Origin of the sequence: Citrobacter sp. XY323 (assembly GCF_025106035.1) — a bacterium.
Classification (GTDB): domain Bacteria; phylum Pseudomonadota; class Gammaproteobacteria; order Enterobacterales; family Enterobacteriaceae; genus Citrobacter; species Citrobacter braakii.
The window spans coordinates 73,273-97,109 of record NZ_JANYUK010000002.1; the positions used below are offsets into that span (position 1 = coordinate 73,273).

Here is a 23,837-nt window from a genome sequence, read left to right on the forward strand (position 1 = left end):
TTAAATAATTGTAAATTATGCCGCCCCTGGTTCATTGCCCGGGGCGGTTTTTTTTATTTTTTAGCCGTGGAGATAGCTGTTCTGACAGACTATTTTTGTACAAATGATTTTGCGGGTAGCTCACAAATATGACACTGGCGTGAATTTTGCGCATTGACGAGCCTGATGTTTAGGGGTATTCGTTTTAGTGTGATTGCACACTTAGTAATCACTGTTTTCTTTTCCACCAGACCCAAAAGATGAGGGAAACGAGGCATGAAGAGACAAAAACGAGATCGCCTGGAACGGGCACATCAACGTGGATATCAGGCCGGCATTGCCGGACGATCAAAAGAAATGTGTCCCTATCAGACGCTGAATCAGAGGTCATACTGGCTGGGAGGCTGGCGAGAAGCCATGGGGGATAGGGTTTTAATGGCCTGATTCTGTCTCTTTAGATAAAAGAAACCTCCGCAGAGCGGAGGTTTCGCCTTTTTGCCCACCAGACAAGACGAATAAACGTTAATGTCTGGCGGCTACGCTGACCTGGATTAGAACGCGGAAGTGTCCTGGAACAGACCCACTTTCAGATCGTTTGCGGTATAGATCAGACGACCATCAACCAGCACTTCACCATCAGCCAGGCCCATGATCAGGCGACGATTAACGATGCGTTTGAAGTGAATGCGGTAAGTCACTTTCTTCGCAGTCGGCAGAACCTGGCCGGTGAATTTAACTTCGCCTACGCCCAGCGCGCGGCCTTTACCTTCGCCGCCCAGCCAGCCGAGATAGAATCCAACCAGCTGCCACATGGCATCCAGACCCAGGCAGCCCGGCATCACCGGATCGCCGATAAAGTGGCATCCGAAGAACCACAGGTCCGGGTTGATATCCAGTTCAGCTTCAACATAACCTTTGTCAAAGTTGCCGCCGGTTTCGGTCATCTTGATGACACGGTCCATCATCAGCATGCTTGGTGCAGGCAGTTGTGGCCCTTTTGCGCCAAACAGCTCACCGCGACCAGAGGCAAGAAGGTCTTCTTTTGTATAGGATTCGCGTTTATCTACCATGTTCTCTGTAAGCCTTATTTTATTGAAGCACGCAGGATAGCTAACACGTGTACGCTGAACAAGTCCGATCAGTTCGGAATAATCCAGTTCAGCCAACGTAGCGGCCAGGGAAAACGGTGACGACCTTCCTGCTGCGTTGCCGTAGCAATACGCTCCTGGATAGTTTGCATCAGCGTTGTCTGGCCTTCACCATCCCACACCAGATTTAATAACAGTGGCAGCGCATCGATCACGTCGTCCACCGCCCAGATAGTGAATTTTTCTTCTTCTACGGCTTGTAGCAGAGCAGGCTGCAGGCTCAGGTGTCTGACATTCGCTGAAGGAATGATAACGCCCTGTGTGCCTGTCAGCTCACGCTGCTGACAGATGGCGAAGAAGCCTTCAATTTTCTCGTTCAGACCACCAACAGGTTGTGCCCGACCAAACTGATCGACAGAACCGGTAATGGCGATGCTTTGATTAACAGGAACGTCGGCGAGGGCGCTAATCAATGCGCAAAGTTCTGCCATGGACGCGCTGTCGCCGTCCACTTCGCTATAGGATTGCTCAAAGGTCAGCGAGGCAGAGAAGGGGATTTGCTGTTCAAGCTGGAGTTCCGACATCAGGAACGCCTGCATAATCATCATACCCTTCGCATGAATATTTCCGCCAAGCTCGGCTTTGCGCTCAATATCCGTAAATTCGCCGTCGCCAATATGAACCACACAGCTGATACGAGAAGGCTCACCAAACGCGCGGGGGTGGCCAGGAAATTCAATCACCGACAGGGCGTTGATTTGGCCAATACGCTCGCCTTCCGTCTCGATCAGGATCTGTTCCTGCAGGATCTCATCCTGCATTCGTTCGGCGAGGAAACCTTCCCGCCATTCACGCTGGGTCAGCATCAGACTGAACTGCTCAGCGTTGCAGGTTTCGCCCTCGCATAACGGGGCCACTTCTTTGAACTGCCGGGTGATCCACAGCGGGTTAAGCGGCAATGTATCCTGTTCGCCGGTATAACGAACGGCTTCACGGATCAGCACTTGCCATGCATCAGGGGCCGGGTAGGGCAAATTGTTGCGCGTAGCGGTATGTGTTACCCACTGACACCACTGCGTCATGGTTTCGGCATCCACTATCTGCAGATTATCTTCAAACTCGCTATAAATAGCCTGCTCAGCCAGCTCCGGCTCCATGTCCTGGAAGTCTGCCAGTGATTCACGTTCACCGACTAATACCACTTTGAGTTTAAGCGGCATAGGTGGAACGGAGACGGGCAGCGGGCGAGACTCATCAAAAGCTACCCAGTCAAAACGCTCGTGGCTGACAATGGCTTTCAGGCGCATCCACAGCAGCGGTTGGGCCAGTAGCGTGCGCAACGAAATAACCAGCACACCACCGTTGGCCTGATGCACAAGGCCTGGTTGTAGGGTAATTTCGCCATTGAACTGACGCAGACAGCCAAACAGTTGTTCGGCTTCAACCCAGTCAGCGCAGACTACCTGGGTTAATGTCGCAAAATTGTCTTCTGCTCTCTCAGCTGTACGATAGCGGATAGTGTGACCGGAGATATCATAATGACCTCCGGTGAGACTTCCGGCATCAGAGTGCAGAGGCCGCGCGGCCTCTGCAATAAGGTTGATGTACTCAAGCTCTTCCGGCGCTTTTACCAGCATGAACGAAGACGTCGTCCAGTGCTGAAGAAGCTGCTCCAGCGCAAATTGTAAACGTGGCTGAGTATCACTAAGTAAGGTATCGGTGTCGTCAGTGACGTGCGGCTGTGCAAATACTTCCTGATAACTATCGGTGTCAGGAACCAGATCACGCCATGCAAGTTTCGTAATGGTCAAAGTTGATGTTTTTTAGTCTGTTGTAAAAAACGAGATTATACCGTAACCATCATCACTGCACACGTGGAAAGCGCTGTGAAACGAATGCGATGACGCGCGACAGTTCACAGGCTGGATATTCTTTTCTTCAGATGCCGAAAAAGCTGATATTCTGATAAGAGTTACACGGTAACATTGAGATCGCAATGAAATATCAACAACTTGAAAACCTTGAAAGCGGCTGGAAATGGAAGTATCTGGTGAAGAAGCATCGTGAGGGGGAATTAATCACCCGTTACGTAGAGGCCAGCGCTGCCGAAGAAGCCGTTGATTTGTTGCTAACCCTCGAAAATGAACCGGTTCGGGTCAATACCTGGATTGAAGAACACATGAACTCTGCGCTGCTAAATCGTATGAAACAAACCATACGGGCGAGGCGTAAGCGGCACTTTAACGCGGAGCATCAGCATACGCGAAAGAAATCTATCGATCTGGAATTTATGGTCTGGCAGCGCTTAGCGGGGCTTGCGCAGCGGCGCGGCAAAACGCTTTCTGAAACTATTGTACAACTGATTGAAGACGCAGAGCATAAAGAGAAGTACGCGAATAAAATGTCGACATTGAAGCAGGATTTACAGGCGCTGCTGGGAAAAGAATAACCACAGAATGGCTAAATGTGTTGTGTACAGGCGTGCTTTGATTGATAAAAAGTGAAAAAAAACCCCGCAAAGCGGGGTTTTTTTATAAGACGATAACTTAAGCCTGAGGCTGAGTTACAACGTCTTTGATACCTTTAACTTCGATCTCAACACGACGATCCGGAGCCAGGCAGTCGATCAGTGCAGCGCGAGCTTTCACGTTGTCACAGGTGTTGCCAGTAACCGGGTTGGATTCGCCCATGCCACGTGCAGAGATTTTGTCAGAAGGAATACCTTTAGAGATCAGGTAATCAACAACGGACTGAGCACGTTTCTCGGACAGACCCTGGTTGTAAGCGTCAGAACCGATGCGGTCAGTGAAGCCCAGAACCACTACGGAACCGTCTTTCGGATCCAGGTTGCTCAGCTGGCTGTACATCTGATCCAGAGCCTGCTGGCCTTCTGGTTTCAGAGTTGCTTTGTTGAAGTTGAACAGAACGTCAGACTTCAGAGTGAAGTGTTTGGTCTGTACTTCTGGAGCCGGAGCCGGAGCAACAACTACTGGAGCTGCTTCTTCCTGCTGACCGAAACGGTAGGAAACACCAACGCTCAACAGACCGTTATCCGGACGACCGCCAACGGTGTTCGCGTCACCGATGTTGTTGGTCCACTGGTATTCCAGACGGGTAGCGATTTCAGGAGTAATTGCATACTCTACGCCACCTGCGAATACTGGGGAAACACCAGTGTCGTGGTCTTTGAAGCCTTGGTTGTTTTTAGCGTCTGCACGCCAAACCATACCACCCAGACGGGTATAAACGTCCAGATCGTCAGTGATTGGGTAACCCAGTTTAGCGGTCAGCTGAACGCCCTGAGCTTTGAAAGCGCCATTATTGTGGGTAGCATCGGTGGCGCCTTTGTACGGCATACGACCTAACCAGTCGTAACCCATTTCGAAACCAACGTACGGGTTAACCTGATAACCACCGAACGCACCAGCACCCAGTTGGCTTTCGTGGGTAGGACCAGCGTTGTTGATCTGGTTGTTACCAATATCATGGTACTGAGACCAGCCCAGTTTAGCACCAGTGTACCAGGTGTTATCTTTCGGAGCGGCCTGCGCCACGGTAGCGAAACCAGCCAGTGCCACTGCAATTGCGATAGCTGTCTTTTTCATTTTTTGCGCCTCGTTATCATCCAAAATTCGCCATGAATATCTCCGAAGAGAGATAACACGGTTAAATCCTTCACCCGGGGACCAGTTCAATAGTTACTCTACCGATATCTGCGGCTTATGCCGAGCACCCCTGGCGATGTAAAGTCTACAACGTAGTTGAAAACTTACAAGTGTGAAGTCCGTCAGGCATATGAAAAAAAAAGGCTTGTGTACACATTATTTAACATTTATAGATGAATAAATGTACTGAGGATTTCCTGAAAACCGCTTCAGACAGGCCTTCAGCCGGAAAACGCGTTACAGCTCAATGGCAAATTAAAACATGAAAAAAAATTCCAGGATAATTCCTAATTTTACTCAATGATACAAATTCGAGTGAATTTTTAGCCCGGAATGCTGTCTCCCCGCAAGTGTCTGAGCGCGAACAGGACGCATGATAAATCCCATCGCATTACCTTCATCTGCCGCTTTTACCAGCTCGGCATGTTCATCTTCGGTTAATTCTTCCGTCAACCAGCCGATGACGACGCTGTAGTTACCCGTGCGCAGCGCACGAACCATCGATTCCAGCGTATTGCAGGGGGAGAGCTGGCTGATTTGCATGACTTTGGTCAATGGAAGCCCGGCCGACTGCACCCACTCACGGCTTAATTTTTGCTGAGGCGTCAGCCACAGCTGCCAGCGTGATTGTTGCCCTAACTGTTGCAGCAGGGGAAGCAGCAGGAGCTGCGTCATCATGGGCTGGTCCTCGCGATAGACCACTTCACTGATAAGCCCAGCGGTAGCGTTCTCTGCTGAAACGCGCGCAATGCTGCTCGATGCGGAAGAGAACGACGAAGAACGATTTGCATAACCTGAAGTGTACATAATCAATCCAGCCCTGTGAGTTACTGTATGGATATACAGTAACCCCGCCATCAATAAAGATCAACCTTATTTTCGGAAACAGGTTCGCAATTTTTAGTCATCATCACGGGAAAAATAAAATTCATCTTGCCCCATACGCATAAGTTGCCTATTTTCGTCATTAACGGATCTGCTACTGCAAATTATTTGCTTACGTTATGATTTAAAAGGATTTTTATGAAAGAAAAGTCTTATGCAAGAATCTATAAATCACAAGAATATCTGGCTTCTCTGGGAACAATTCACTACCGCTCACTGTTTGGCAGCTATAGTCTGACGGTTGGTGATACGGTCTTTGCCATGGTTGCCAGCGGTGAGTTATATCTTCGCGCCTGTGAGCAGAGCGCCCAGTACTGTGTAAAAAATTCTCCTGTCTGGCTAACATTTATCAAGCGCGGGCGTCCGGTTGTACTCAATTATTACCAGGTGAACGATACCCTGTGGCAGAACCAGCAGCAGTTAGTGTCGCTATCACAATTTTCACTCGATGCAGCCGTTAAGGAAAAACAGAGTCGCTTTGCACAACATCGCCTGCGGGAATTACCGAATATGACGTTTCATCTCGAGACCTTGCTAAATGAAGCAGGAATTAAGGATGAGGGGACATTGCGATCGCTGGGAGCTCAGATGTGCTGGTTGAAACTTCGGCAAAATAACCCTGCCTTAACGGTAAAAATACTCTATGCCCTTGAAGGAGCGGTTGACGGGGTGCATGAAGCAGCGCTCCCGGCGACGCGTCGCCAGGAGCTGGTGGAGTGGGTGAGTTCTCTTACGCCGGAACCGGGGTATTAGATGGCAGCACAGCAATTTGTTGCTGTAATCGCCGAATCTCTGGGAGCAGGGCAATCAGTAACCCAACTTGCTGTACGACCAGCGGCTCTTTACTGTCCGGACGTGGCTCGAGATGCTGAATTCGCTGCTTCAGATCTTCCAGTGCCTGGTATACGCGCTGCTCATCAGCAGGTTGATGGTGAAGCGCATCATCTACATAGCAGACGGCATCATCCAGCAATGCCAGGACGTCAGGATTGGTTAACTGCTCGCGATGTGCGCCGAGGGCGGAAATATAGCTGGTAAACGTATGGTTAAGACACAGCAAGCGGAACGCCGTTTCGCGTGTTTGGGCCGTGACATCCGGTTCACTCGACATGTTCGACACCACCGAAGCAAGTTCCGCATCACGATTGTGCGCGTCACGGCGGGCGATACGGTATGCCAGACGATTATCACGCCCCTGATGATATTGTTCGAGAATAGCATCAAGATAACGACAGTTAGCGTCAGTGGCCCGTTCAATCACTCGCGGCAGATTCCGAAAACGCCAGTCTGGCCAGATAAAGCTGACAGCAGCCCAGGCGATGGCACAGCCGATCAACGTATCGATGACGCGCGGAAGTGCAACTTCAAAACCTTCACCGAGCAGGTTAAAGCACAGTAGCACCAGCAGCGTGATAAACATGGTGGCATGCGCGTACTGGACGTTACGAAAGGCAAAAAACAACACGCCGGTAATCACCAGAAGTATCAATTGCCCTTCGAGAGAAGGTACAAACCACAGGATCGGTAACCCAATGGCGATCCCGACTAATGTGCCGATAATCCTTAGTGCCAGACGATGTCGGGTGGCGTTGTAGTTTGGCTGGCAGACAAACAGACTGGTCAACAGGATCCAGTACCCGTGGTTCATTCCGGTTATCTGGATAATGGCATAGCCGACGCAGAGCACCAGCGACATGCGAACAGCATGACGAAACAGGGCGGATTCAGGCGTGAAATTACGGCTCAGACGCAACCAGATATCACTGAACCCATGCGGGCTGTCATCGGCAAGCTGATTTTCAGACTCATTGCGCGAAAGTACCTGAGCCTGTTCGGACTCAATGGTAGCCAACTGGGCATCAATGGCCCGCAGGTTTGACAGCAAAAATCCTAACGTGTTGAGCAGATCGGCAGGCTCACCACTCGCGCGCATGCGCTCAAGTGCAGCATCAATATGGGTGAAGACGCGCTCAAAGTGCGGATCGTGCTGATAAGGCGTGCGTAATAAAATACAGCGAGACAGTTGCGAACACGCTTGCCCCTGCATCGACATCAGGCGCTGGAAGCGGAACATCACGTCGCTGTGGCGGAAATGGTCGCGCAGCGTTTGATATTGAATATGCGAGGAGCTTGCGCGTTCGTGAATATCCTGCGCCACAAAATAGTAATGTAGCGTGCGACGTGTTCCTCGCTGTCCGCGGTCGCCGCGCAGGCGGGTCAGCAGTGACACCTTTGTCTGGTTTAGAGTCGCCATCAGTTGCCCATTCGCAAGAGCTAGATCATACAACGGCGCCTGGCTTTCATCTTCTATGTCGGGATCAAAAAGACGCGATTTCAGTTCCAGATAGTGCGCTAACTGTTCATAGCTACGCGCCAGATTGTCCTGCAACGGGCGAATAGGGAACAGAAGATGTCCGGTCAGGGTTAACAGGTTGTACCAAATGGCGCCCGCGAGCAGCAGGATTGGCTGCTGATACCACTGATCGTAAAGCGAGGTGCCGAGCATCGTGTAAATGGCGATCAGCAACGCGCCAAAGGCGATGGTTGCATAGCGCTGCCCTAATCCCCCCAGCAGTATAAAGCCGCTGGTGGAAAGCGTTAACCCAAGGGCAAACAGCCATGGCCATGGGAAGAGCAGTTCGACCGAGGCCGAGGCAATGAAAAAGCACACCAGCGTGATGATCAAATTGCGCAGGCGACCTGCAAGACGATCGTCCAGGTCAGTAAGCGCGGCTGCGACCATACCCAGCGTGAGCGGGATGGTCAGCTTAACGTCACCCAGCCACCAGGGCAGCGCTGTTGTGCCGCAAAGCGCGATAAAAATCCGCACGTAGTACAGCCAGGTGCTGTTCCAGGTATAGCGTTTGAGCAGAGGACTTAACATAAAGGCCATCGGTCCTGATTATTCGAAGCGACGACGCGCGTTGGCTTCACGCGCTGCGCGAGCAACTTCAACTGACACTACCCGGCGACCCACCGGCCACAGTGCAATCGCCGCGATTTTGAAATTCGCAATGCCAACCGGGATACCAATAATCGTAATGCACTGGGCAATACCGGAGACAATGTGCATCAGGCACAACCACCAGCCGAAGAAAATCAGCCAGAAAATATTGAGCACGGTGCCTCCGGTATTCAACAGGACGTTTTTGCCCGCTGGATTAAGCTCATCGACATGAATCGCTTCGTTACCGTAGGGAAACAGCGAGAGTCGGGTAATTTCCCAGCATGAGCGGGTCAGGGGGAGAGTAAAAATCAGCACAATACTGACCAGCGTAGCCAGTAACCAGGCTAAGGTGGTGGCGAATCCCCCGAGCACAAAATTTAAAATATTCAGAACAGTACGCATAAACCCTCGGTTAACTCTGGTTTTCTGTGAATTCGGCAATTGTAACGTTTTTTTGGGCTGGAGCACGTTTTCTCTGGCGGTTACACTGATAAGCAAACCTCTTCGTGTGGATCCGCTTGAGTCTTATGGAACTGAAAGCAACTTCTCTTGGAAAACGTCTGGCACAACACCCTTACGATCGGGCCGTTATTCTCAATGCCGGGATTAAGGTTTCCGGCGATCGTCACGAGTATCTTATTCCCTTCAATCAGTTACTGGCTATTCATTGTAAACGCGGCCTGGTATGGGGTGAGCTGGAGTTTGTGCTCCCGGATGATAAGGTAGTACGTCTTCACGGTACTGAATGGGCAGAAACCCAGCGCTTCCATCACCATTTGAATTCGCTCTGGCAGCAGTGGAGTCAGGAAATGAGCGACGTCGCTGCGGGAGTTTTACAGCAGCAGTTGGAGGCGATCGCCACCCGCACCAGTGAGAATAAATGGCTGACGCGCGAACAGACGTCAGGACTACAGCAGCAGATCCGCCGCGCCTTTGCCGCATTGCCGCTCCCGATCAACCGGCTGGAAGAATTTGAAAATTGCCGTGAGGCGTTACGTCAATGTCAGGCATGGTTGAAGGACATTGAAGCTTGTCGCTTACAGCACAACCAGGCGTATACCGATGCCATGCTGGAAGAACATGCCGATTTTTTCCAGCAAATTGAGTCCTCGCCGCTGAATCCGGCCCAGGCGCGGGCGGTGGTGAACGGCGAACAATCATTACTGGTTCTTGCGGGGGCCGGAAGCGGCAAAACATCCGTATTGGTCGCCCGTGCGGGCTGGCTACTTGCGCGAGGGGAAGCGGCGGCCGAACAAATCCTGCTGCTGGCGTTTGGACGCAAAGCGGCCCAGGAGATGGACGATCGCATCCGTGAACGTCTGCATACGGAAGAGATCACCGCGAGGACGTTTCATTCACTGGCGTTGCACATTATTTCGCAGGGGAGCAAAAAAGTCCCGACGGTTAGCAAGCTGGAAAATGATGTTGCCGCGCGCAGCAAACTTTTTATCACGACCTGGCGTCAGCAGTGCAGTGAGAAAAAGGCACAGGCCAAAGGCTGGCGGCAATGGTTAGAAGAAGAGATGCAGTGGTCTGTACCCGAAGGTAACTTCTGGGATGACGAAAAATTACAGCGCCGGCTGGCTTCCCGGCTGGATCGTTGGGTTAGCCTGATGCGTATGCATGGCGGAGCGCAGGCGGAGATGATCGCCAATGCTCCGGAGGAGATTCGCGATCTGTTCAGTAAACGCATTAAGCTGATGTCTCCCCTGCTCAAGGCCTGGAAGGGCGCCCTGAAGGATGAGAATGCCGTCGATTTTTCCGGGTTGATTCATCAGGCTATTGTCATTCTGGAAAAAGGTCGGTTTATCAGTCCGTGGAAACACATTCTGGTCGACGAATTTCAGGACATTTCTCCTCAGCGTGCCGCCCTGTTAGCCGCACTGCGCAAGCAAAACTCACAGACTACGCTGTTCGCCGTAGGGGATGACTGGCAGGCAATTTACCGGTTCAGCGGAGCACAGCTTTCGTTGACCACCGCATTCCAGCAAAACTTCGGCGAGGGCGACCGTTGTAATCTGGATACGACTTACCGTTTTAATAGCCGCATTGGTGAAGTCGCAAACCAGTTTATCCAGCAAAACCCTCATCAGCTTACGAAACCGCTCAACAGTCTGATGGCAGGCGATAAAAAAGCCGTCACGTTGCTCGATGAAAGCCAGCTGGATCTGCTACTGGATAAGCTGTCGGGATTTGTGAAGGCAGAAGAGAGAATTCTGGTGCTGGCGCGATACCATCATCTGAAACCTGCCAGTCTGGAGAAAGCAGCCACCCGTTGGCCTAAGCTACAGCTGGATTTCATGACTATCCATGCCAGTAAGGGACAGCAGGCAGATTACGTTATTGTTGTGGGGCTTCATGATGGGAATGACGGTTTTCCCGCCCCGGCCCGCGAGTCGATTATGGAAGAGGCGTTGCTTCCGGCGGTGGAGGATTTCCCGGATGCTGAAGAGAGACGCTTGCTGTATGTGGCTCTAACGCGTGCACGGCATCGGGTATGGCTGCTGTTTAATAAAGAAACACCGTCGTGCTTTGTGGATGAGCTTAAACAACTGGATGTTCCGGTAGCAAGAAAACCCTGAATAGCAGGCGGCAATTGCCGCCTGCCCGGTGTTTATTTGAGGCGCTCTGCCAGATAGCGGGCGTAATCTGGGATCAAGATGTCCGTTGCATCGTTGAAGTTTGGCGACTGGATAATAAAATCGGCGGTCGACACGTTGGTGGCAACCGGAATGTTCCATACCGTCGCCAGACGCAGCAGGGCTTTGACATCAGGATCGTGAGGTACGGCGTTCAGCGGATCCCAGAAGAAAATCAGCACATCAATTTTCCCTTCTGAAATCAGCGCGCCCACCTGCTGGTCACCCCCCATCGGACCGCTCAGCATGGCGTTGACGTCCATTCCCGTTGCGCGTTGGATTAAGTTTCCCGTTGTTCCTGTGGCGTACAGAACGTGCTTTTCCAGCAACGGCTGGTGGCGTTCCACCCAGCTCATCAACATCTTTTTACAGTGATCGTGTGCAACCAGCGCAATATGTTTACGCGCTGGCAATGTGCGAGTTGTTAATTCCATAGTACAGCTCCCAAGTTAACCTGGTTACAGAGTACTGGAAGCTCTTGACGCTGCAAGAGAAAGACAAAAAAAATGCGTATGCGAACATAAATGTCATGAAGGAGGCTGTTTCTGAGCCCATTGCAAAAAGTTACTTCGCGTTTGTGCGTCGGCCTGCTGGTACCAATATTTTAAGCGCTGTTCGGTCAGCGTTTGCGACTGAGGCGGCACGCGATCCAGTTCAGATACCCCGGAAAGCAGCGAGCTGTCATCGGCCATCATCGTAGCAAACTGCGGTAATGACGCATGTTTAGCCGCTTTGTTATAGCGTTCAGTTTCCATTTCATAATTCACGATTTTCGCTGTGGATGTGATTGACAAAATATCCAGCTTGACGGGGATAGGCATGGAGTCCCCATCCAGCAATTCCACGCGTGGAGCGTCATCAAAATGCGCTGTGTCCCGCTCATTGTTCAGACGCGGGAGGTGAAAATTAACCTGGCTGACGAGTTGGGTATCAAAGCTGATGACCAGCGGAGGCGAAATATACAGACGTTCTTCGTGGCTGGACAAGCGAATGGTTTTTTCTACGCGAAATACGAGCTGGTGCCGACCATTTTCCAGCTCGATACTGTCGGCGCCACGCAGTAATGAGCTGGAGACTTTTTTTCCGTCCAGCACCAAAAGGTCAATATCATTAGACAGGCGTAATGAGGTAGCAAAAACGGTTACCGGCAAACACAGGGCAATTAAGGCTGTCACAATGCCGGCTTTCATAGGTTTCTCCTGTCCAGAAAATAGCTGCAAACATGTATCTAAATTTTTCGATAATCACGTTTACTAACATATAGACATATTTTTGAGTTTAGCTCTCATACGCCAGTATGGGATGAATGGTTGCGGGGGCAGGTTTGTCGTACACTTTGTTAAACAGCCTGGAGGAACACGATGAAAGAGACCGATATTGCTGGCATTTTGACATCTACCCGTACGATTGCACTGGTTGGCGCAAGCGATAAACCCGATCGCCCAAGCTATCGCGTGATGAAGTATTTACTCGATCAGGGCTATCACGTTATTCCCGTTTCACCGAAGGTTGCCGGAAAAATGCTACTGGGGCAGCAGGGCTATGCAACGCTGGCGGATGTGCCAGAGAAAGTGGATATGGTCGATGTCTTCCGTAATTCTGAAGCGGCGTGGGGCGTCGCTCAGGAGGCTATCGCCATTGGCGCGAAGACGCTATGGATGCAGCTTGGCGTAATTAACGAGCAGGCGGCCGTGCTGGCGCGTGATGCGGGGCTGACGGTGGTGATGGATCGTTGCCCGGCGATTGAGATCCCGCGACTGGGACTGGCGAAGTAAAGTTTGACTGTCGCCGGATGAAACGTACAGGCCCGATAAGCGAAGCGCCATCGGGCCTGTGTTATTATCAATTACGCAGGCGTGGAGCCTGAAGCTGTTTACGGATTGTGCGCGCCAGTTCATCCATTGACGGTTGCTCCGGATGTTCTTCCTGTAGCTCGCTACTCAGTTGCGCTTCGGCCAGATACGTATGCACTGGCAGACCATTATCGTCTTCCATCACCACGTGATACCAGGGAGCGGCGCGAAGTTCGCTGTTAACCGCCAACTCATCGGCTGACGGCTCATCAAGCGAATATTCCGGGTCGATATCCACGACCACTCCGAGGTAACCTAACAGGGAATGGCGGACCTGCTGGCCGATACCGAATTTGCTGGCAATCATAGTCACCTCCCGGGAAATAGATACCCTCTATGTAAGGGTAATATTCCACTTTTCAAGTTACATGATGCGACAGGCAAACCCTTTCAGATACAGCCCTTCCGGGTAGGTAGCGATCACCGGATGATCGGCGGCCTGACGGAACTGCTCTATAAATTGTACATCACGACCAGCATCTATTGCGGCATCAGCGATGATTTTCTGAAATAAATCGGTCGTCATCAGCCCGGAGCAGGAAAATGTCAGCAGTACGCCGCCTGGGTTCAGCAACTGAATAGCCAGCATATTGATGTCCTTATAACCGCGGCAGGCGCCCATCAACTGGCTTTTGTTTTCGACAAATTTCGGCGGATCCATCACGATGACATCAAATTTCTCACCGCGATCGCGATAGGCGCGCAGCAGTTTGAACACATCATCTCGCACGAACTCGGCTTTACTCAGATCCAGCTTGTTCAGTTCCACGTTCTGGCGGGCAATATCGAGTGCTTCCTGAGAGGTGTCGACGCTGACCACCTGACGGCATCCGCCCATTAATGCTGAGACCGCAAAGCCGCCGGTATAGGAGAAACAGTTCAGGACACGCTGGTTTTCCACATAACGACGCGTCGCCAGGCGGCTATCGCGTTGATCGAGGTAATAGCCGGTTTTGTGACCGTGCTGAATATCAACCAGCAGCTTCATCCCGTGTTCTTCGATAGGCAGCAGAGCAGGCGGCAGGTCGCCCGTGACGGGCCCTTGGGTCAGCGCCATACCTTCTTTTTTACGCACGGCCACATCGCTACGGTCATAAATAGCGCAGTCCGGGAAAACAATTTGCAGAGCACTAATCAGCGCGGCGCGTTGGTATTCAGCCCCCGCGCTGAGCAACTGCAATACCAGGAAGTTGCCGAAGCGGTCAATAGTGACACCCGGCAGGCCGTCGGATTCTCCGGCGATCAGACGGTAGCTGTCCAGACCGTCCTTTTTCGCCAGCCAGTCACGCCATGTCAGCGCCTTCTGCAGACGACGGGTAAAGAAATCAATGTCGATGGATTCAGACTTATCGAAGGTCCAGACGCGCGCACGGATCTGCGACGCCGGAGAGAACGCACCGCGCGCTATCCATTTCCCCTGGTGGTCAACAATATCAACGGTTTCACCGAGGTTGGCTTTACCTTCCATACGTGCGACAGCACCGGAAAATACCCATGGATGGCGGCGAAGTAATGATTTTTCGCGCCCCTTGGCTAACACTAAACGAGGATAATGTGGAATTGTAGATTCAGTCATGCGGAGCAACCTCTCACAAACAGTGACGCGGGTTGGATGAAAGTACCAACCTGAAACCATTAAAATAAAATGGCGCGTAGAGTAGCACAGATGATGAGGTCAATCATCAGCGTCTGGCGCTACTGCATGATGGTATGGCGGGGCCTCTGCTTATCGAGCGACGGTTTAATCTCACTGAACAGGTGCGACAACTTATTCAGTTATCCCCTGCTAATCTATGGACAGCTCAGGAGATTGCCGGTCATCTGTCCATCGGTACCTGTTCTTTCATTTATGTTGATAAGGAGAACCGCAATGTCGAAAGTCTGCATCATCGCCTGGGTCTATGGCCGGGTTCAGGGGGTAGGATTTCGCTACACCACCCAGCATGAAGCGCAACGGCTGGGGTTGACCGGCTATGCTAAGAATATGGATGACGGCAGCGTAGAAGTTGTCGCCTGTGGTGAAAGCGAGCGGGTGGAACAACTGATGAAGTGGTTGAAAGCCGGGGGACCGCGCAGCGCCAGGGTTGATCGGGTTCTCAGCGAACCGCACCGCCCTGGCGACGAGCTAAAGGGATTTAGTATCCGCTATTAAATACATTTCACCGGTTTCGGCAGGCCGGCAATTTTAGTTGCCTGCTTAGCTGGGCCTTTCGGAAACAGGCGATAGAGATAACGGCTGTTGCCTTTTTCTTCGCCAAACTTGTTGGCCATCGCTTTTACCAGCATGCGGATTGCGGGGGAGGTATTAAACTCCAGATAAAACTCGCGAACGAAACGCACCACTTCCCAGTGTTCGGGGGAGAGAACGATACCTTCGTTTTCGGCGATTTTCTCCGCCAGCGGCTCGCTCCATTGCGTGGTGTCTTTCAGATAGCCTTCGCTATCGGTCTCAATTTCATGGCCTGCAAAAATGAACATAGTGCTCTGTCGATAAAGTAAAAACCGCCCTTAGTTTAGCAAATAAGGGGCGGCGTGAGAAACCTCGACCTACAGAAGAAGCTGTAGCAGATTGTTGGCATTAAGCTTCTTCAGCGCGTTGCATTTATACGTCGAAACCTGTTTTTCGCTAATCTGCGTCATATGCGCAACATGTTTTACCGATTGACCGTTAACCAGCCTGTCGAGAACATTGAACTCCATGCCAGTCAGGCAGCAACTCAGACTGCGTACCCGACGGGGCTCTTTAGCAAGCAGATACGCCGCATCCACGACGGCAATTCTGTCATCAATGATATGTAAGGTCAGCGTGGCAAAACGCTTTCGTAAATGCGTGGCCAGTGCCCAACCTTTTTCATTGCACACCAGATAAACCGTTCCCGCCCAGCGCCTGGCCTCCAGTTGAAGCAGAATGTCGACCAGCGCCAGATGCGTCCTCGCGACGGAAAAGCGGCAACGCACAACGAGGGTGTCGCAGGCCAACAGCGAACGGCGCCACTGTAACGCGCCACTCTCAACTTGAGTGTGAGCGTTACGGCGCAGAAGGGCGTAGCGCAACCCTTCGGCATAAAAACGATTATTATCAAGAATGACGTAATTCACGGCGGCCTCTTTATAACGTACTGGGTGTGTAGATGATGCGTAGCGTGCCGGTGTAATCCCCGGCGTTTTTACTGCTGGCTGCAAACGCTGGGGTTTTCAGAACAATAGGGGCAGGTACGCACAGTACGCTCTCACGTCCGCCGGGCAGGACGACCTGACGCAGATGCTGCGGATCGTTGGTGCCTTGCCAGACTAGGGTTTTACCGTTGGCGACGGTTTCAGTTGCGCCCGTGACGGGATTAGTGACGAAGACCTGATAGTCGAGACGATCCCGCGCATCGGTCTGACTTCCGCCGCGTCGCCGGATTGAAAATGCCTCTTCAGCACGGTCCGTTGAGGGGAGTCCGTCGTCTTCAAACCGAAGATAAGTGCGGGTGCTGGTACTGTTTTTGCCGTCGTACAGGCACATATCCAGCGTGTTTTCACCCTGAATTTCACTGCCACCCGGCCGCCCCGGGAAGTTGGTCAGGTTGAGGTTAACGATAGGCGTTGAGTGCGGAAATGCCGGCAGATAAATCTGCTGATTACCCGGATCGACAACCTCAATGCGCATCGTGGCCTGCCAGCTAGCAATGGCGCGATAGCCTGGACATCCGGTATTGGGGTCAGCGAAGTTCCCGCCGCAGTTGCCACTATCCCATTGACGCAGGTTCTGCCTCAGCGTTGCGGTCCAGATACCCGGCAGAGCGAGCTTTTCCAGTTCGCTTTTCACGATATAGAAATCGAAGTAGGGTTCTCTGGTCCAGTTTGCAACAATCTCTGTCCCTCCCGTGATAAAACTGGGATAGGTAAAGACTTTATTATTGAAAAACATGTAGTGGTCGCCATAGACCTTAAGATCCACCGTTTTGCTGGTAAGGGCATGCGTAAAACGTAAATTGATGGCATAAGGTGTCCCCGGGTTCGCCGTGAACCAGGCCGGGGCGGTCATGCAGGCGCCAACTGCGGAGTCGGTACGGGACAGACACGTCAGAGTATTACGTCCCCACTTTTGCGGATCGGCGACATCATAGCCGCTCGGTTCATGAACCCAGATATCAAAGCGCGCGGGGGCGGCCATGCGATCGAAGCTGATATCGACGCTGGTGTTTCTTCCGGCAGGGGCCGCTGCCTGGGTCTGGCCCGCCCACAGGCTTAAAAAAAGTAAAATAATTAAGTGCTTGTTCACATCATTTCCCTTTTGTGATGTTGTCTGCATTCATGGCAGTTGGACCCGTTGGTACCGATCGTCCGGCGAGCATCAGCTGTGCCTGTTGCTGGACAGTATCCGGCAGGGCAGAGAAGGTTAATTCCCGGCAAGGGATCGACCCGACGTAACGCACGACGTCGCGCATACTCTTTACGTTCAGCTCGCACTGATAAAACTGCTGCTGACGCACCAGGTAGAGGTTATGCAGCAGAGCGTCGCTTTGAGCGCTAAACCCGCCGTTGCCAAGGTCGCTCCAGCCGTTAACGTTCAGTGGCACGCCGCCGATAAACGGCGAATGTCGCTCGTCAGTTAACTGGCCGAGCCAGGTGTAGCTTGCCGTGGTTTGCACGTCCCGGCGGAGCAGTTTGCCTGGCACCATAAACAACGTTCTGCTGCCTGAACCTTGTGTGATTTCACTGCTGGCACCCCGCGAGACATCCAGCGATTCGTTAATCGTCAACGTAGTCTGCTGATAGCCCGGCACGGCGAAGAGGGCGCGGCTATTGCCTGGAATGTCTGCACTGCCGCCGTTATCCAGCGACACGGCAATACTCGGATCCTGGGAATCTTCCGGTGTGGCAACGTTAACCGCGATGGCTGAAGCAGGACGTCCGTCGCTCCAGCGGCCCAGCCACAGACCAGAGCGCGACAGCGCAAGCGTGGAGTTGTAATTGCCGCTGCTGCTCAGGGTATGGCGCCGATCCTGACGATCCCAGGCATCGCTGACTGTCAGGCTCCCGTTGCCATATCGTCCGCCCTGGCGCGTGTAGGCAGAGGTATTGAGTGAATCGCTGTTAATACCTGATGCGCTCAGTCCATACTCATTTTCACCACGTGCGTCGGCATACCAGTTGTGCGCCACGTTATAGCTCAACTGGTTTTTTTCATGCTGCTGGTGCTGCCATGTCGCGCCCAGAGAGGTATAGCTTGTCGCATTGCCCTGATGGTTATGCGCCATTGACAGGCTCACGCTCAGGTAGCCGCCTTTATCCCTGCCTTCGCGTGAGTCATCGTTACGCATGAAAAGGTTAATGCTGCTGTTGATGTTCAGACCACGCGTGCTGAAAGCCGTACTCAAGCCACCCTGCCAGGCCCGCGTGCGTGAGCGGGTCATATAAACCGACTCCCAGGGCAAGCCTGCATCGTGGCGATCGTCACTGTCCGGGAGTTCCCGACGAGAAACGTACCGTCCTTCGTTGCGGTTATCCGAATATCCCAGGCTGGCGTACCAGGTGCCGACAGGGACGGAGAACATCACCGACAGGCTTCGGTAACAGCCATTTACGGCGTCATATCCCGCGCTTCGGGTATTGCAGTTTTCCGCTGATAACGCGTTGCGATAGAAGCTCAGTGAAAAGCCGTCGTTATAGCTGATTTGCTGAATATTGCCGCGTTGTCCTTCGCTGCCGTAAAGGTAGCTAAACCGGGTCGAGAGTACGCCATCGATCGGACCCGCATTGAAACCACGACTCCAGTCGAGTGCATTTTCCAGAAAACGTTGGTTTTTCTTTATCGCTGCGCCACTGGTGAGTGCCAGCGTTGGAGTGACTGGCAGGCGGACACCCGCCTGAGCGACCGCGCTACGTTCATCGTTTTGATTGTTATTGTCGGTTTCGCCTGCCTGCAGGAACCACTCGACGCGGTCAAACGGCGTAATACCGGTGCGGGTAAACGGTATCTGCTCGGTACGTGTCAGCCGGTTATTTTCATAGACGGACAGCGTCACGGTATAGCTCCCGTCGGGGAACGATCGCGTGTCCAGAGTCTGGGCCCCAGCATTGAGATAAAAACTGGCCAGCAGCTGATTGCCCCGGCGGGCGTCAATACGCGCATCATGGGAAAGCAGCACGGTGATGGGGGTACCCTTTGACTGCTGAACCGGATTGATCCATGCCCTTGTCGAGCCTGCGCGCAGGCCGCGAATTTTGCCCAGCGGCAGTTGGCTGAGGTTGATATTCCCACCAGCATTACTGAACAGATCGCGGGTATCCATCTCGCCTAACTGAATATAGTACTGACGCCAGATATCCTGGCGAAACCAGGCATTGTTGACGGTTATTTCTTGTTGCTGCTGGTGCCTTGAACGCTGCCCCAGCCAGGTCCAGTCGAGATTAAAGTAGCCGTCCTGTGTCATGGCCAGCGCGCCATTGCCCTGAACGGTGGCTGACTGGTAATCCCTGTCGGCAACAAAATTGATATTCTGTTGATGGATCAACGCATTCTCAGTGCCCTGCGTAGGCTGATACCACTGGTTTTCTGTGGTCTGTTTAGGCAGAAATTTCTTGTCCAAAAACAGACTAATGCGCGCGTTATTCTCATCATAGATAATGGCCGCGCGATGGGTATCAATGTAATCACATCCCGTTGCGGAGCCATTGCTGCTGCACGCCAGGTTGCCGTTACGGGCAAGTGGAACGGCGAGAGCTGCAGACACGGTGGCAACGAGGGCAGGAGCGTCATTAAACTGACGTTTGATAGCCGCGACCACGGTTTCGGGTGCGACAAAACTGACCGATTCAAGTGTGATATCCGTTTCAAAAAGGCCAAGCGATTCGCCATAGAGGTTAACCTCTATCCACAGGCGCTGCGTTTTCGCCAGATCTTCGAAACCTGCCGGGACGGCCATCTCGGCGCAGGCGAGTTGGATGGATGCGGGTAATAAAGCAACTAAGAGGAGAGTATTTCTGTGAAACGCCATGACCAAGCCTCGACATCATCCTGACGTCAGAGGGTGGGCACCCTCTGACGTTATCCCTTATGTACTGTGGTGTTACGCACCGCCTTCCGTGGTCGTCGCCTGCGTCAGCATCAGGCTGACAACGCCGCTGTACTGACCGGTTTTCAGAATGCCTTTGGTGGTCTGAGAAATGGTCAGTGGCAGTACCGCTGAACCGTTTTCAATGCTGCCTGGGAACAGTTCAGTTCCGGTAAATTCGGCATCGGTGGTAGACAGTGTTTTATCACCCAGAATCACCGTCATCGGTACAGTCTCGTCGCCATCCATATTGGTGAGCTTAGCTGCGCTAACGAGGCGCACTTTGACATTGCTGGTGGCGGAGTTAGACCACACCTTGGTGTTCAGGCGGTAGCTTTCCAGCCCACGACCTGGCAGGTACTGCATGTCGATGCTGGCCGGCAGTGGCGTGTTATCGGCCTGAGTCATATCCAACTGTGAGTCAACGCTGGCGTTGACGGTAATATCTTTTTGAATCGCCAGCGCGCTAAAGGACGAGGCCATCGCGGCAACAATCATCAGAGGTTTAATATAGTTACGCATTGATATCTCCATATTTACAAATGAGCACCTTGGCTCTTTAAACAAACTACGTGGGTTTTTACTGTGCCGTCGTGTTATTGCACGACGGGTAAATCAGCTTCTTCAGCGGTTTTATTCACCCAGTTGAAGTAGCGGAACTTATATTTCTGACCCTGTTTCATAGTGAGCGTTTTTAATTTCCGTTCAGTGTCCGGATAAATCGTCGCGTCTTCTTTTATCCATTTACACGATGAAACAGCATCACAAATACCAATCTCTCTGAGCGGCACACGCAATGTGCCGTTGTTTTTTAACGTTCCCCGGAGAGGGTCAATCGACAGTGAAATTACGTTTTCTTCTGGAGCAATGTGGACCAGTGCGCCCCAGATCACATTGACACCTAATGTCGCCATTGCTGCAGGGGTTTCTGCCTTGCCCGGAATAATGCTGTCAGGTTGTTTTACTCCTTCAAAATAGACACGCCAGGTGGTCTCTTTTTTCGGCGGTATAAGCGATACCAGACGAACAACGCGCATCGCGCCTGCAGCCAGAGCAAATTTCTCGGGCGTAACCACCACGCCACCTTCTTTCCACGAAGCGACGTCAATTTCTTTTTCCTGGGCTGTTCCGGGATTAAGAATTTTCTTTTGCCTCACCCGAATGAACTGAATATCATCCGTTTTTGAAGCCACCTTAATTTGCGCCGCACCGGATCTGTCTACATTCAGCTCCATGGGATACACGCTCATATTGGCCATTGTCATTTCTGAGAAAAATGGCAATGACAGCGCGGCGACATAAAAGGCGGTTGTCATGCTCACTCTTTTTTTCTGTTTCACAATCAGTCTGCCTGCTCTGAGTTTAAAGGCGGCGCGTTAACACCAGGACACCGTCTGCTTTCGTATCGCTTCAGGGCAGGGAAACTTTAACCAGAACAGCGGTTTGTGAAAATTTGTATTAGTTAACTCGTTATATACAGTTTTTTATCCTGCTTTTCTGGCTTTAAGGTTGTATAGTTAAGCGAAAATACCGCGGCCAAGGATGGGAGGAAAATTCCTTCTGATGAAAAAATAAGCAGGTCAGGGGGCGGTTTTCATATCGACGTACCAGGGAATAAAAAGCATGCGGTAACAGCCGAGAATAAAAGATGTTTTTTATATGCAATAATTCGTTGTTATTTGATCCTGAAGCACATGCAATAAGTCTTGTTGGACAACCCGAGTCTGTATTAACACTTTCGGCGCCAGCCGTTCGTCTTTTACAGGAATTCATTAAACACCGAGGACGCGACTTAAGCCGGGAGGAATTGATCGCTCGCGTGTGGGAAGAATTTGGCTTTACGCCATCAGGAAATAATCTCAATAAAGCGGTAAGCGAACTGCGTAAAAGCTTCCAGTCTCTGGGAGAGGGGCACGAATTGATCGTCACTGTCCCGCGCTATGGTTTCCGTTTTGATGCTGATGTGATTTTTCAGCCTGGAGAGAAAATTCAAGCCGTTGATCCGCAACCCCCCTCAGCGCAACAAGACGTTCTGCCCCGGCGAGTATCCCTGAAAAAGTGGTTCAGAATAGGGGCATTGATTGCCGTGCCGTTGGGAGCGATCTTTTACGTTAGCCGCCCGCAGGAGATAACTGTTCCGGCGAAATTAAAGCCGGTCCAGGAAAAAATCGCGCGTTGTAGTATCTGGGTCATCGAAGATCATGGACGGCCGTTAGTGCTATCAAAATTAGCTGAGCGACTGGAGGCCAATGACGTGGCTTGCGAGCGCGAGGAGTATGCTATTTATTTTTTCAGCGCCCGTTTTTCGCTTGCAACTGCTGATGAACTGTTTATCGGGGCCTGCCCGGTCAATAAAACACGTCTGTGCAAGACCATTCGCTATAAAAACGGGGCTGGAAAATGAAAATAAGGCTTCTTTTTGGACTGGGCGGAGCCCTGGTCGGCGGCGCGGTGGCGCTGTTTTACTATTGCGGCGCGACGGGAAAAAGTGATGTGCTGGCCTGCAGCACTGAATTTAACTTTACGCGCAATGAGGGGAAAACAAGTGAAGTGAAGGTAAATGCCCTTGCTCAGTTCTATTTTCATCGGGACGGTACAGGGTTGACCACCTATAAAGGTGCGGCAAGAGCTGGCGGGCAAAATTTTATCGTTGACAGGGATGTAGACTTTACGTGGGAGCAGCGGGACGATGACAACGTCATTGTATTGACCTACACCAAAACCTGGCTTCGCCACAGTGACAATACGCCGAATGCCCAATGGGGGAGCTTCGCCTATCCGACCTCACGCTACTACCTGACGATCTCTGAACTTTCACCTGCTGTGTGGCTTATTCAGGACCGGCGCTATCCTACCTATATCTGCCGGGGTCAATAAGGTATAAAAAAAGAGAATGCCATTGGCATTCTCTTTTTTCGTATCAGTGATGCTGATTAATCGCGGCTGGCGAAGCCCAAAATGCTCAGCAGGCTGACGAAGATGTTGTACAGCGAAACGTACAGGCTGACGGTGGCACGGATGTAGTTGGTTTCACCGCCACGGATGATATTACTGGTTTCAAACAGGATTGCGCCTGAAGAAATCAGAATAAACACCGCGCTGATCGCCAGATGTAAAGCCGGCAACTGCAGGAAAATATTCGCAACCATACCAATCAGCACCACCACGATCCCTGCCATCAGCATACCGCCGAGGAAGGACATGTCTTTCCGCGTGGTCAGCACATAGGCTGAGCAACTGAAGAAGACCAGCGCCGTACCGCCCAAAGCCATGGCGATAACATCACCCATGCCCGCAGACAGGTATGTGTTCAGGATCGGTCCCAGAATGTAGCCCAGGAAGCCGGTGAAAGCGAAAGCTGACAGAATACCAACCGGTTTATCCGCCGTTTTATAGGTCAGGAACATCAGACCATACATACCCACCAGCGTCAGGATAAGCCCCGGAGAGGGCAACATCAGTACGGTACTGGCAGTCGCAGTGAGCGCCGAAAACGCCAGCGTCAGGCTGAGCAGGAAATAGGTATTGCGCAGCACCTTATGCGTGCTGAGTAGCGATGTACGATCGCGTGAAGAACTAATAATACGATCCATGAGTCACTCTCTTATGACAGATGTAATTAATGATGGAGGATAATGAAATCAAGGGGAATGACACAGCGGTTTTACCCATCTTTACGCATTTTAACCCGCCAGGCTTAAGCATATTATTTCAACAAAAGCTCCCGAATCAGATGTT

Annotated in this window: 25 protein-coding genes and 1 pseudogene; 9 read left to right on the forward strand and 17 right to left on the reverse strand. The window is 51.8% G+C overall.

Annotation, left to right across the window (positions count from 1 at the left end; translation table 11 throughout):
• Positions 1 to 255: 255 nt before the first annotated feature.
• Positions 256 to 423, forward strand: a complete 168-nt coding sequence (gene rmf, locus N0B36_RS03780; RefSeq protein WP_003035871.1) for a ribosome modulation factor — start codon at positions 256 to 258, stop codon at positions 421 to 423.
• 107 nt (positions 424 to 530) lie between these two features.
• Here rmf and fabA read toward each other — a convergent pair whose 3' ends face one another.
• Together fabA and N0B36_RS03790 are read right to left on the reverse strand one after the other, a co-directional pair.
• Positions 531 to 1,049: a bifunctional 3-hydroxydecanoyl-ACP dehydratase/trans-2-decenoyl-ACP isomerase gene (gene fabA / locus N0B36_RS03785; protein ID WP_003035875.1), complete on the reverse strand. Its 519-nt coding sequence runs from the start codon at positions 1,047 to 1,049 to the stop codon at positions 531 to 533.
• 68 nt (positions 1,050 to 1,117) lie between these two features.
• The gene (locus N0B36_RS03790; RefSeq protein ID WP_259686088.1) at positions 1,118 to 2,878 is read right to left on the reverse strand and encodes a Lon protease family protein; all 1,761 of its coding nucleotides are present in this window, start codon (positions 2,876 to 2,878) and stop codon (positions 1,118 to 1,120) included.
• Between the two features lie 185 nt (positions 2,879 to 3,063).
• On the opposite strand from N0B36_RS03790, the gene matP reads away from it, so the two are divergent.
• Positions 3,064 to 3,516 carry a macrodomain Ter protein MatP gene (gene matP, locus N0B36_RS03795; RefSeq protein ID WP_016152480.1) on the forward strand — a complete coding sequence of 151 codons (453 nt, stop codon included), beginning with the start codon at positions 3,064 to 3,066 and terminating at the stop codon, positions 3,514 to 3,516.
• Positions 3,517 to 3,613: 97 nt separating this feature from the next.
• Here matP and ompA read toward each other — a convergent pair whose 3' ends face one another.
• The gene (gene ompA / locus N0B36_RS03800) at positions 3,614 to 4,672 is read right to left on the reverse strand and encodes a porin OmpA (protein WP_153690549.1); all 1,059 of its coding nucleotides are present in this window, start codon (positions 4,670 to 4,672) and stop codon (positions 3,614 to 3,616) included.
• 357 nt (positions 4,673 to 5,029) lie between these two features.
• On the reverse strand, positions 5,030 to 5,539 hold the full coding sequence (gene sulA / locus N0B36_RS03805) for an SOS-induced cell division inhibitor SulA (protein WP_032931135.1): 510 nt from the start codon (positions 5,537 to 5,539) through the stop codon (positions 5,030 to 5,032).
• Between the two features lie 216 nt (positions 5,540 to 5,755).
• Between sulA and N0B36_RS03810 the strand changes: the two genes are divergently transcribed.
• The gene (locus tag N0B36_RS03810) at positions 5,756 to 6,370 is read left to right on the forward strand and encodes a TfoX/Sxy family DNA transformation protein (RefSeq protein WP_047501141.1); all 615 of its coding nucleotides are present in this window, start codon (positions 5,756 to 5,758) and stop codon (positions 6,368 to 6,370) included.
• Here N0B36_RS03810 and yccS read toward each other — a convergent pair.
• Both yccS and N0B36_RS03820 read right to left on the reverse strand, forming a co-directional pair.
• The gene (gene yccS, locus N0B36_RS03815) at positions 6,348 to 8,501 is read right to left on the reverse strand and encodes a YccS family putative transporter (protein WP_016152484.1); all 2,154 of its coding nucleotides are present in this window, start codon (positions 8,499 to 8,501) and stop codon (positions 6,348 to 6,350) included. The genes N0B36_RS03810 and yccS overlap by 23 nt on opposite strands.
• An 18-nt stretch (positions 8,502 to 8,519) precedes the next feature.
• The gene (locus tag N0B36_RS03820) at positions 8,520 to 8,966 is read right to left on the reverse strand and encodes a YccF domain-containing protein (protein WP_016152485.1); all 447 of its coding nucleotides are present in this window, start codon (positions 8,964 to 8,966) and stop codon (positions 8,520 to 8,522) included.
• A gap of 125 nt (positions 8,967 to 9,091) precedes the next feature.
• On the opposite strand from N0B36_RS03820, the gene helD reads away from it, so the two are divergent.
• Positions 9,092 to 11,146 (forward strand): DNA helicase IV, encoded by a 2,055-nt coding sequence (gene helD, locus N0B36_RS03825; protein WP_047359367.1) that lies wholly within the window; start codon positions 9,092 to 9,094, stop codon positions 11,144 to 11,146.
• 32 nt (positions 11,147 to 11,178) lie between these two features.
• Here helD and mgsA read toward each other — a convergent pair whose 3' ends face one another.
• A complete protein-coding gene (gene mgsA, locus N0B36_RS03830) occupies positions 11,179 to 11,637 on the reverse strand; it encodes a methylglyoxal synthase (protein WP_016152487.1) in 459 nt (152 codons plus the stop codon).
• 93 nt (positions 11,638 to 11,730) lie between these two features.
• A complete protein-coding gene (gene csgI / locus N0B36_RS03835) occupies positions 11,731 to 12,393 on the reverse strand; it encodes a curli synthesis inhibitor (protein ID WP_016152488.1) in 663 nt (220 codons plus the stop codon).
• 171 nt (positions 12,394 to 12,564) lie between these two features.
• On the opposite strand from csgI, the gene N0B36_RS03840 reads away from it, so the two are divergent.
• Entirely contained in the window at positions 12,565 to 12,978 is a 414-nt protein-coding gene (locus N0B36_RS03840; protein WP_016152489.1) for a CoA-binding protein, read from the forward strand.
• A 67-nt stretch (positions 12,979 to 13,045) separates the two neighbouring features.
• On the opposite strand, the gene hspQ is transcribed toward N0B36_RS03840, so the two are convergent.
• A complete protein-coding gene (gene hspQ, locus N0B36_RS03845) occupies positions 13,046 to 13,363 on the reverse strand; it encodes a heat shock protein HspQ (RefSeq protein WP_016152490.1) in 318 nt (105 codons plus the stop codon).
• Between the two features lie 57 nt (positions 13,364 to 13,420).
• Positions 13,421 to 14,632, reverse strand: a complete 1,212-nt coding sequence (rlmI, locus tag N0B36_RS03850; protein ID WP_259686089.1) for a 23S rRNA (cytosine(1962)-C(5))-methyltransferase RlmI — start codon at positions 14,630 to 14,632, stop codon at positions 13,421 to 13,423.
• Positions 14,633 to 14,745: 113 nt separating this feature from the next.
• On the opposite strand from rlmI, the pseudogene N0B36_RS03855 reads away from it, so the two are divergent.
• Positions 14,746 to 14,892: pseudogene (locus N0B36_RS03855) on the forward strand (AraC family transcriptional regulator); the annotation flags it as partial.
• A 34-nt stretch (positions 14,893 to 14,926) separates the two neighbouring features.
• Positions 14,927 to 15,208 (forward strand): acylphosphatase, encoded by a 282-nt coding sequence (yccX, locus tag N0B36_RS03860; protein WP_016152492.1) that lies wholly within the window; start codon positions 14,927 to 14,929, stop codon positions 15,206 to 15,208.
• On the opposite strand, the gene tusE is transcribed toward yccX, so the two are convergent.
• From tusE to N0B36_RS03890, 6 genes are all read right to left on the reverse strand, one after another.
• Positions 15,205 to 15,534: a sulfurtransferase TusE gene (gene tusE, locus N0B36_RS03865; protein ID WP_016152493.1), complete on the reverse strand. Its 330-nt coding sequence runs from the start codon at positions 15,532 to 15,534 to the stop codon at positions 15,205 to 15,207. The genes yccX and tusE overlap by 4 nt on opposite strands.
• A gap of 69 nt (positions 15,535 to 15,603) precedes the next feature.
• On the reverse strand, positions 15,604 to 16,155 hold the full coding sequence (locus tag N0B36_RS03870; RefSeq protein WP_259686090.1) for a LuxR C-terminal-related transcriptional regulator: 552 nt from the start codon (positions 16,153 to 16,155) through the stop codon (positions 15,604 to 15,606).
• 10 nt (positions 16,156 to 16,165) lie between these two features.
• Complete coding sequence (locus tag N0B36_RS03875) at positions 16,166 to 17,323, reverse strand: CfaE/CblD family pilus tip adhesin (protein ID WP_235116547.1); 1,158 nt, start codon at positions 17,321 to 17,323, stop codon at positions 16,166 to 16,168.
• Position 17,324: 1 nt separating this feature from the next.
• Positions 17,325 to 20,042 (reverse strand): TcfC E-set like domain-containing protein, encoded by a 2,718-nt coding sequence (locus tag N0B36_RS03880; RefSeq protein WP_216403371.1) that lies wholly within the window; start codon positions 20,040 to 20,042, stop codon positions 17,325 to 17,327.
• A 72-nt stretch (positions 20,043 to 20,114) separates the two neighbouring features.
• A complete protein-coding gene (locus N0B36_RS03885) occupies positions 20,115 to 20,621 on the reverse strand; it encodes a CS1 type fimbrial major subunit (RefSeq protein WP_016152497.1) in 507 nt (168 codons plus the stop codon).
• A 74-nt stretch (positions 20,622 to 20,695) separates the two neighbouring features.
• Positions 20,696 to 21,439: a fimbrial protein gene (locus N0B36_RS03890; protein WP_259686091.1), complete on the reverse strand. Its 744-nt coding sequence runs from the start codon at positions 21,437 to 21,439 to the stop codon at positions 20,696 to 20,698.
• Between the two features lie 308 nt (positions 21,440 to 21,747).
• On the opposite strand from N0B36_RS03890, the gene N0B36_RS03895 reads away from it, so the two are divergent.
• Positions 21,748 to 22,503, forward strand: a complete 756-nt coding sequence (locus N0B36_RS03895) for a winged helix-turn-helix domain-containing protein (RefSeq protein ID WP_016152499.1) — start codon at positions 21,748 to 21,750, stop codon at positions 22,501 to 22,503.
• Entirely contained in the window at positions 22,500 to 22,976 is a 477-nt protein-coding gene (locus tag N0B36_RS03900) for a hypothetical protein (RefSeq protein ID WP_259686093.1), read from the forward strand. Before N0B36_RS03895 ends, N0B36_RS03900 begins: the two co-directional genes overlap by 4 nt.
• 56 nt (positions 22,977 to 23,032) lie before the next feature.
• On the opposite strand, the gene yccA is transcribed toward N0B36_RS03900, so the two are convergent.
• Complete coding sequence (gene yccA / locus N0B36_RS03905) at positions 23,033 to 23,692, reverse strand: FtsH protease modulator YccA (protein ID WP_016152501.1); 660 nt, start codon at positions 23,690 to 23,692, stop codon at positions 23,033 to 23,035.
• Positions 23,693 to 23,837: the final 145 nt, after the last annotated feature.

Coding starts and splice junctions, on each gene's coding strand:
- mgsA (WP_016152487.1), bottom strand. CDS start 11,637: ATGGAATTAACAACTCGCACATTGCCAGCGCGTAAACATATTGCGCTG.
- yccA (WP_016152501.1), bottom strand. CDS start 23,692: ATGGATCGTATTATTAGTTCTTCACGCGATCGTACATCGCTACTCAGC.
- N0B36_RS03885 (WP_016152497.1), bottom strand. CDS start 20,621: ATGCGTAACTATATTAAACCTCTGATGATTGTTGCCGCGATGGCCTCG.
- N0B36_RS03900 (WP_259686093.1), top strand. CDS start 22,500: ATGAAAATAAGGCTTCTTTTTGGACTGGGCGGAGCCCTGGTCGGCGGC.
- N0B36_RS03820 (WP_016152485.1), bottom strand. CDS start 8,966: ATGCGTACTGTTCTGAATATTTTAAATTTTGTGCTCGGGGGATTCGCC.
- ompA (WP_153690549.1), bottom strand. CDS start 4,672: ATGAAAAAGACAGCTATCGCAATTGCAGTGGCACTGGCTGGTTTCGCT.
- N0B36_RS03880 (WP_216403371.1), bottom strand. CDS start 20,042: ATGGCGTTTCACAGAAATACTCTCCTCTTAGTTGCTTTATTACCCGCA.
- N0B36_RS03840 (WP_016152489.1), top strand. CDS start 12,565: ATGAAAGAGACCGATATTGCTGGCATTTTGACATCTACCCGTACGATT.
- N0B36_RS03810 (WP_047501141.1), top strand. CDS start 5,756: ATGAAAGAAAAGTCTTATGCAAGAATCTATAAATCACAAGAATATCTG.
- helD (WP_047359367.1), top strand. CDS start 9,092: ATGGAACTGAAAGCAACTTCTCTTGGAAAACGTCTGGCACAACACCCT.
- rlmI (WP_259686089.1), bottom strand. CDS start 14,632: ATGACTGAATCTACAATTCCACATTATCCTCGTTTAGTGTTAGCCAAG.
- yccX (WP_016152492.1), top strand. CDS start 14,927: ATGTCGAAAGTCTGCATCATCGCCTGGGTCTATGGCCGGGTTCAGGGG.
- rmf (WP_003035871.1), top strand. CDS start 256: ATGAAGAGACAAAAACGAGATCGCCTGGAACGGGCACATCAACGTGGA.
- fabA (WP_003035875.1), bottom strand. CDS start 1,049: ATGGTAGATAAACGCGAATCCTATACAAAAGAAGACCTTCTTGCCTCT.
- hspQ (WP_016152490.1), bottom strand. CDS start 13,363: ATGATTGCCAGCAAATTCGGTATCGGCCAGCAGGTCCGCCATTCCCTG.
- N0B36_RS03895 (WP_016152499.1), top strand. CDS start 21,748: ATGTTTTTTATATGCAATAATTCGTTGTTATTTGATCCTGAAGCACAT.
- matP (WP_016152480.1), top strand. CDS start 3,064: ATGAAATATCAACAACTTGAAAACCTTGAAAGCGGCTGGAAATGGAAG.
- csgI (WP_016152488.1), bottom strand. CDS start 12,393: ATGAAAGCCGGCATTGTGACAGCCTTAATTGCCCTGTGTTTGCCGGTA.
- sulA (WP_032931135.1), bottom strand. CDS start 5,539: ATGTACACTTCAGGTTATGCAAATCGTTCTTCGTCGTTCTCTTCCGCA.
- tusE (WP_016152493.1), bottom strand. CDS start 15,534: ATGTTCATTTTTGCAGGCCATGAAATTGAGACCGATAGCGAAGGCTAT.
- yccS (WP_016152484.1), bottom strand. CDS start 8,501: ATGTTAAGTCCTCTGCTCAAACGCTATACCTGGAACAGCACCTGGCTG.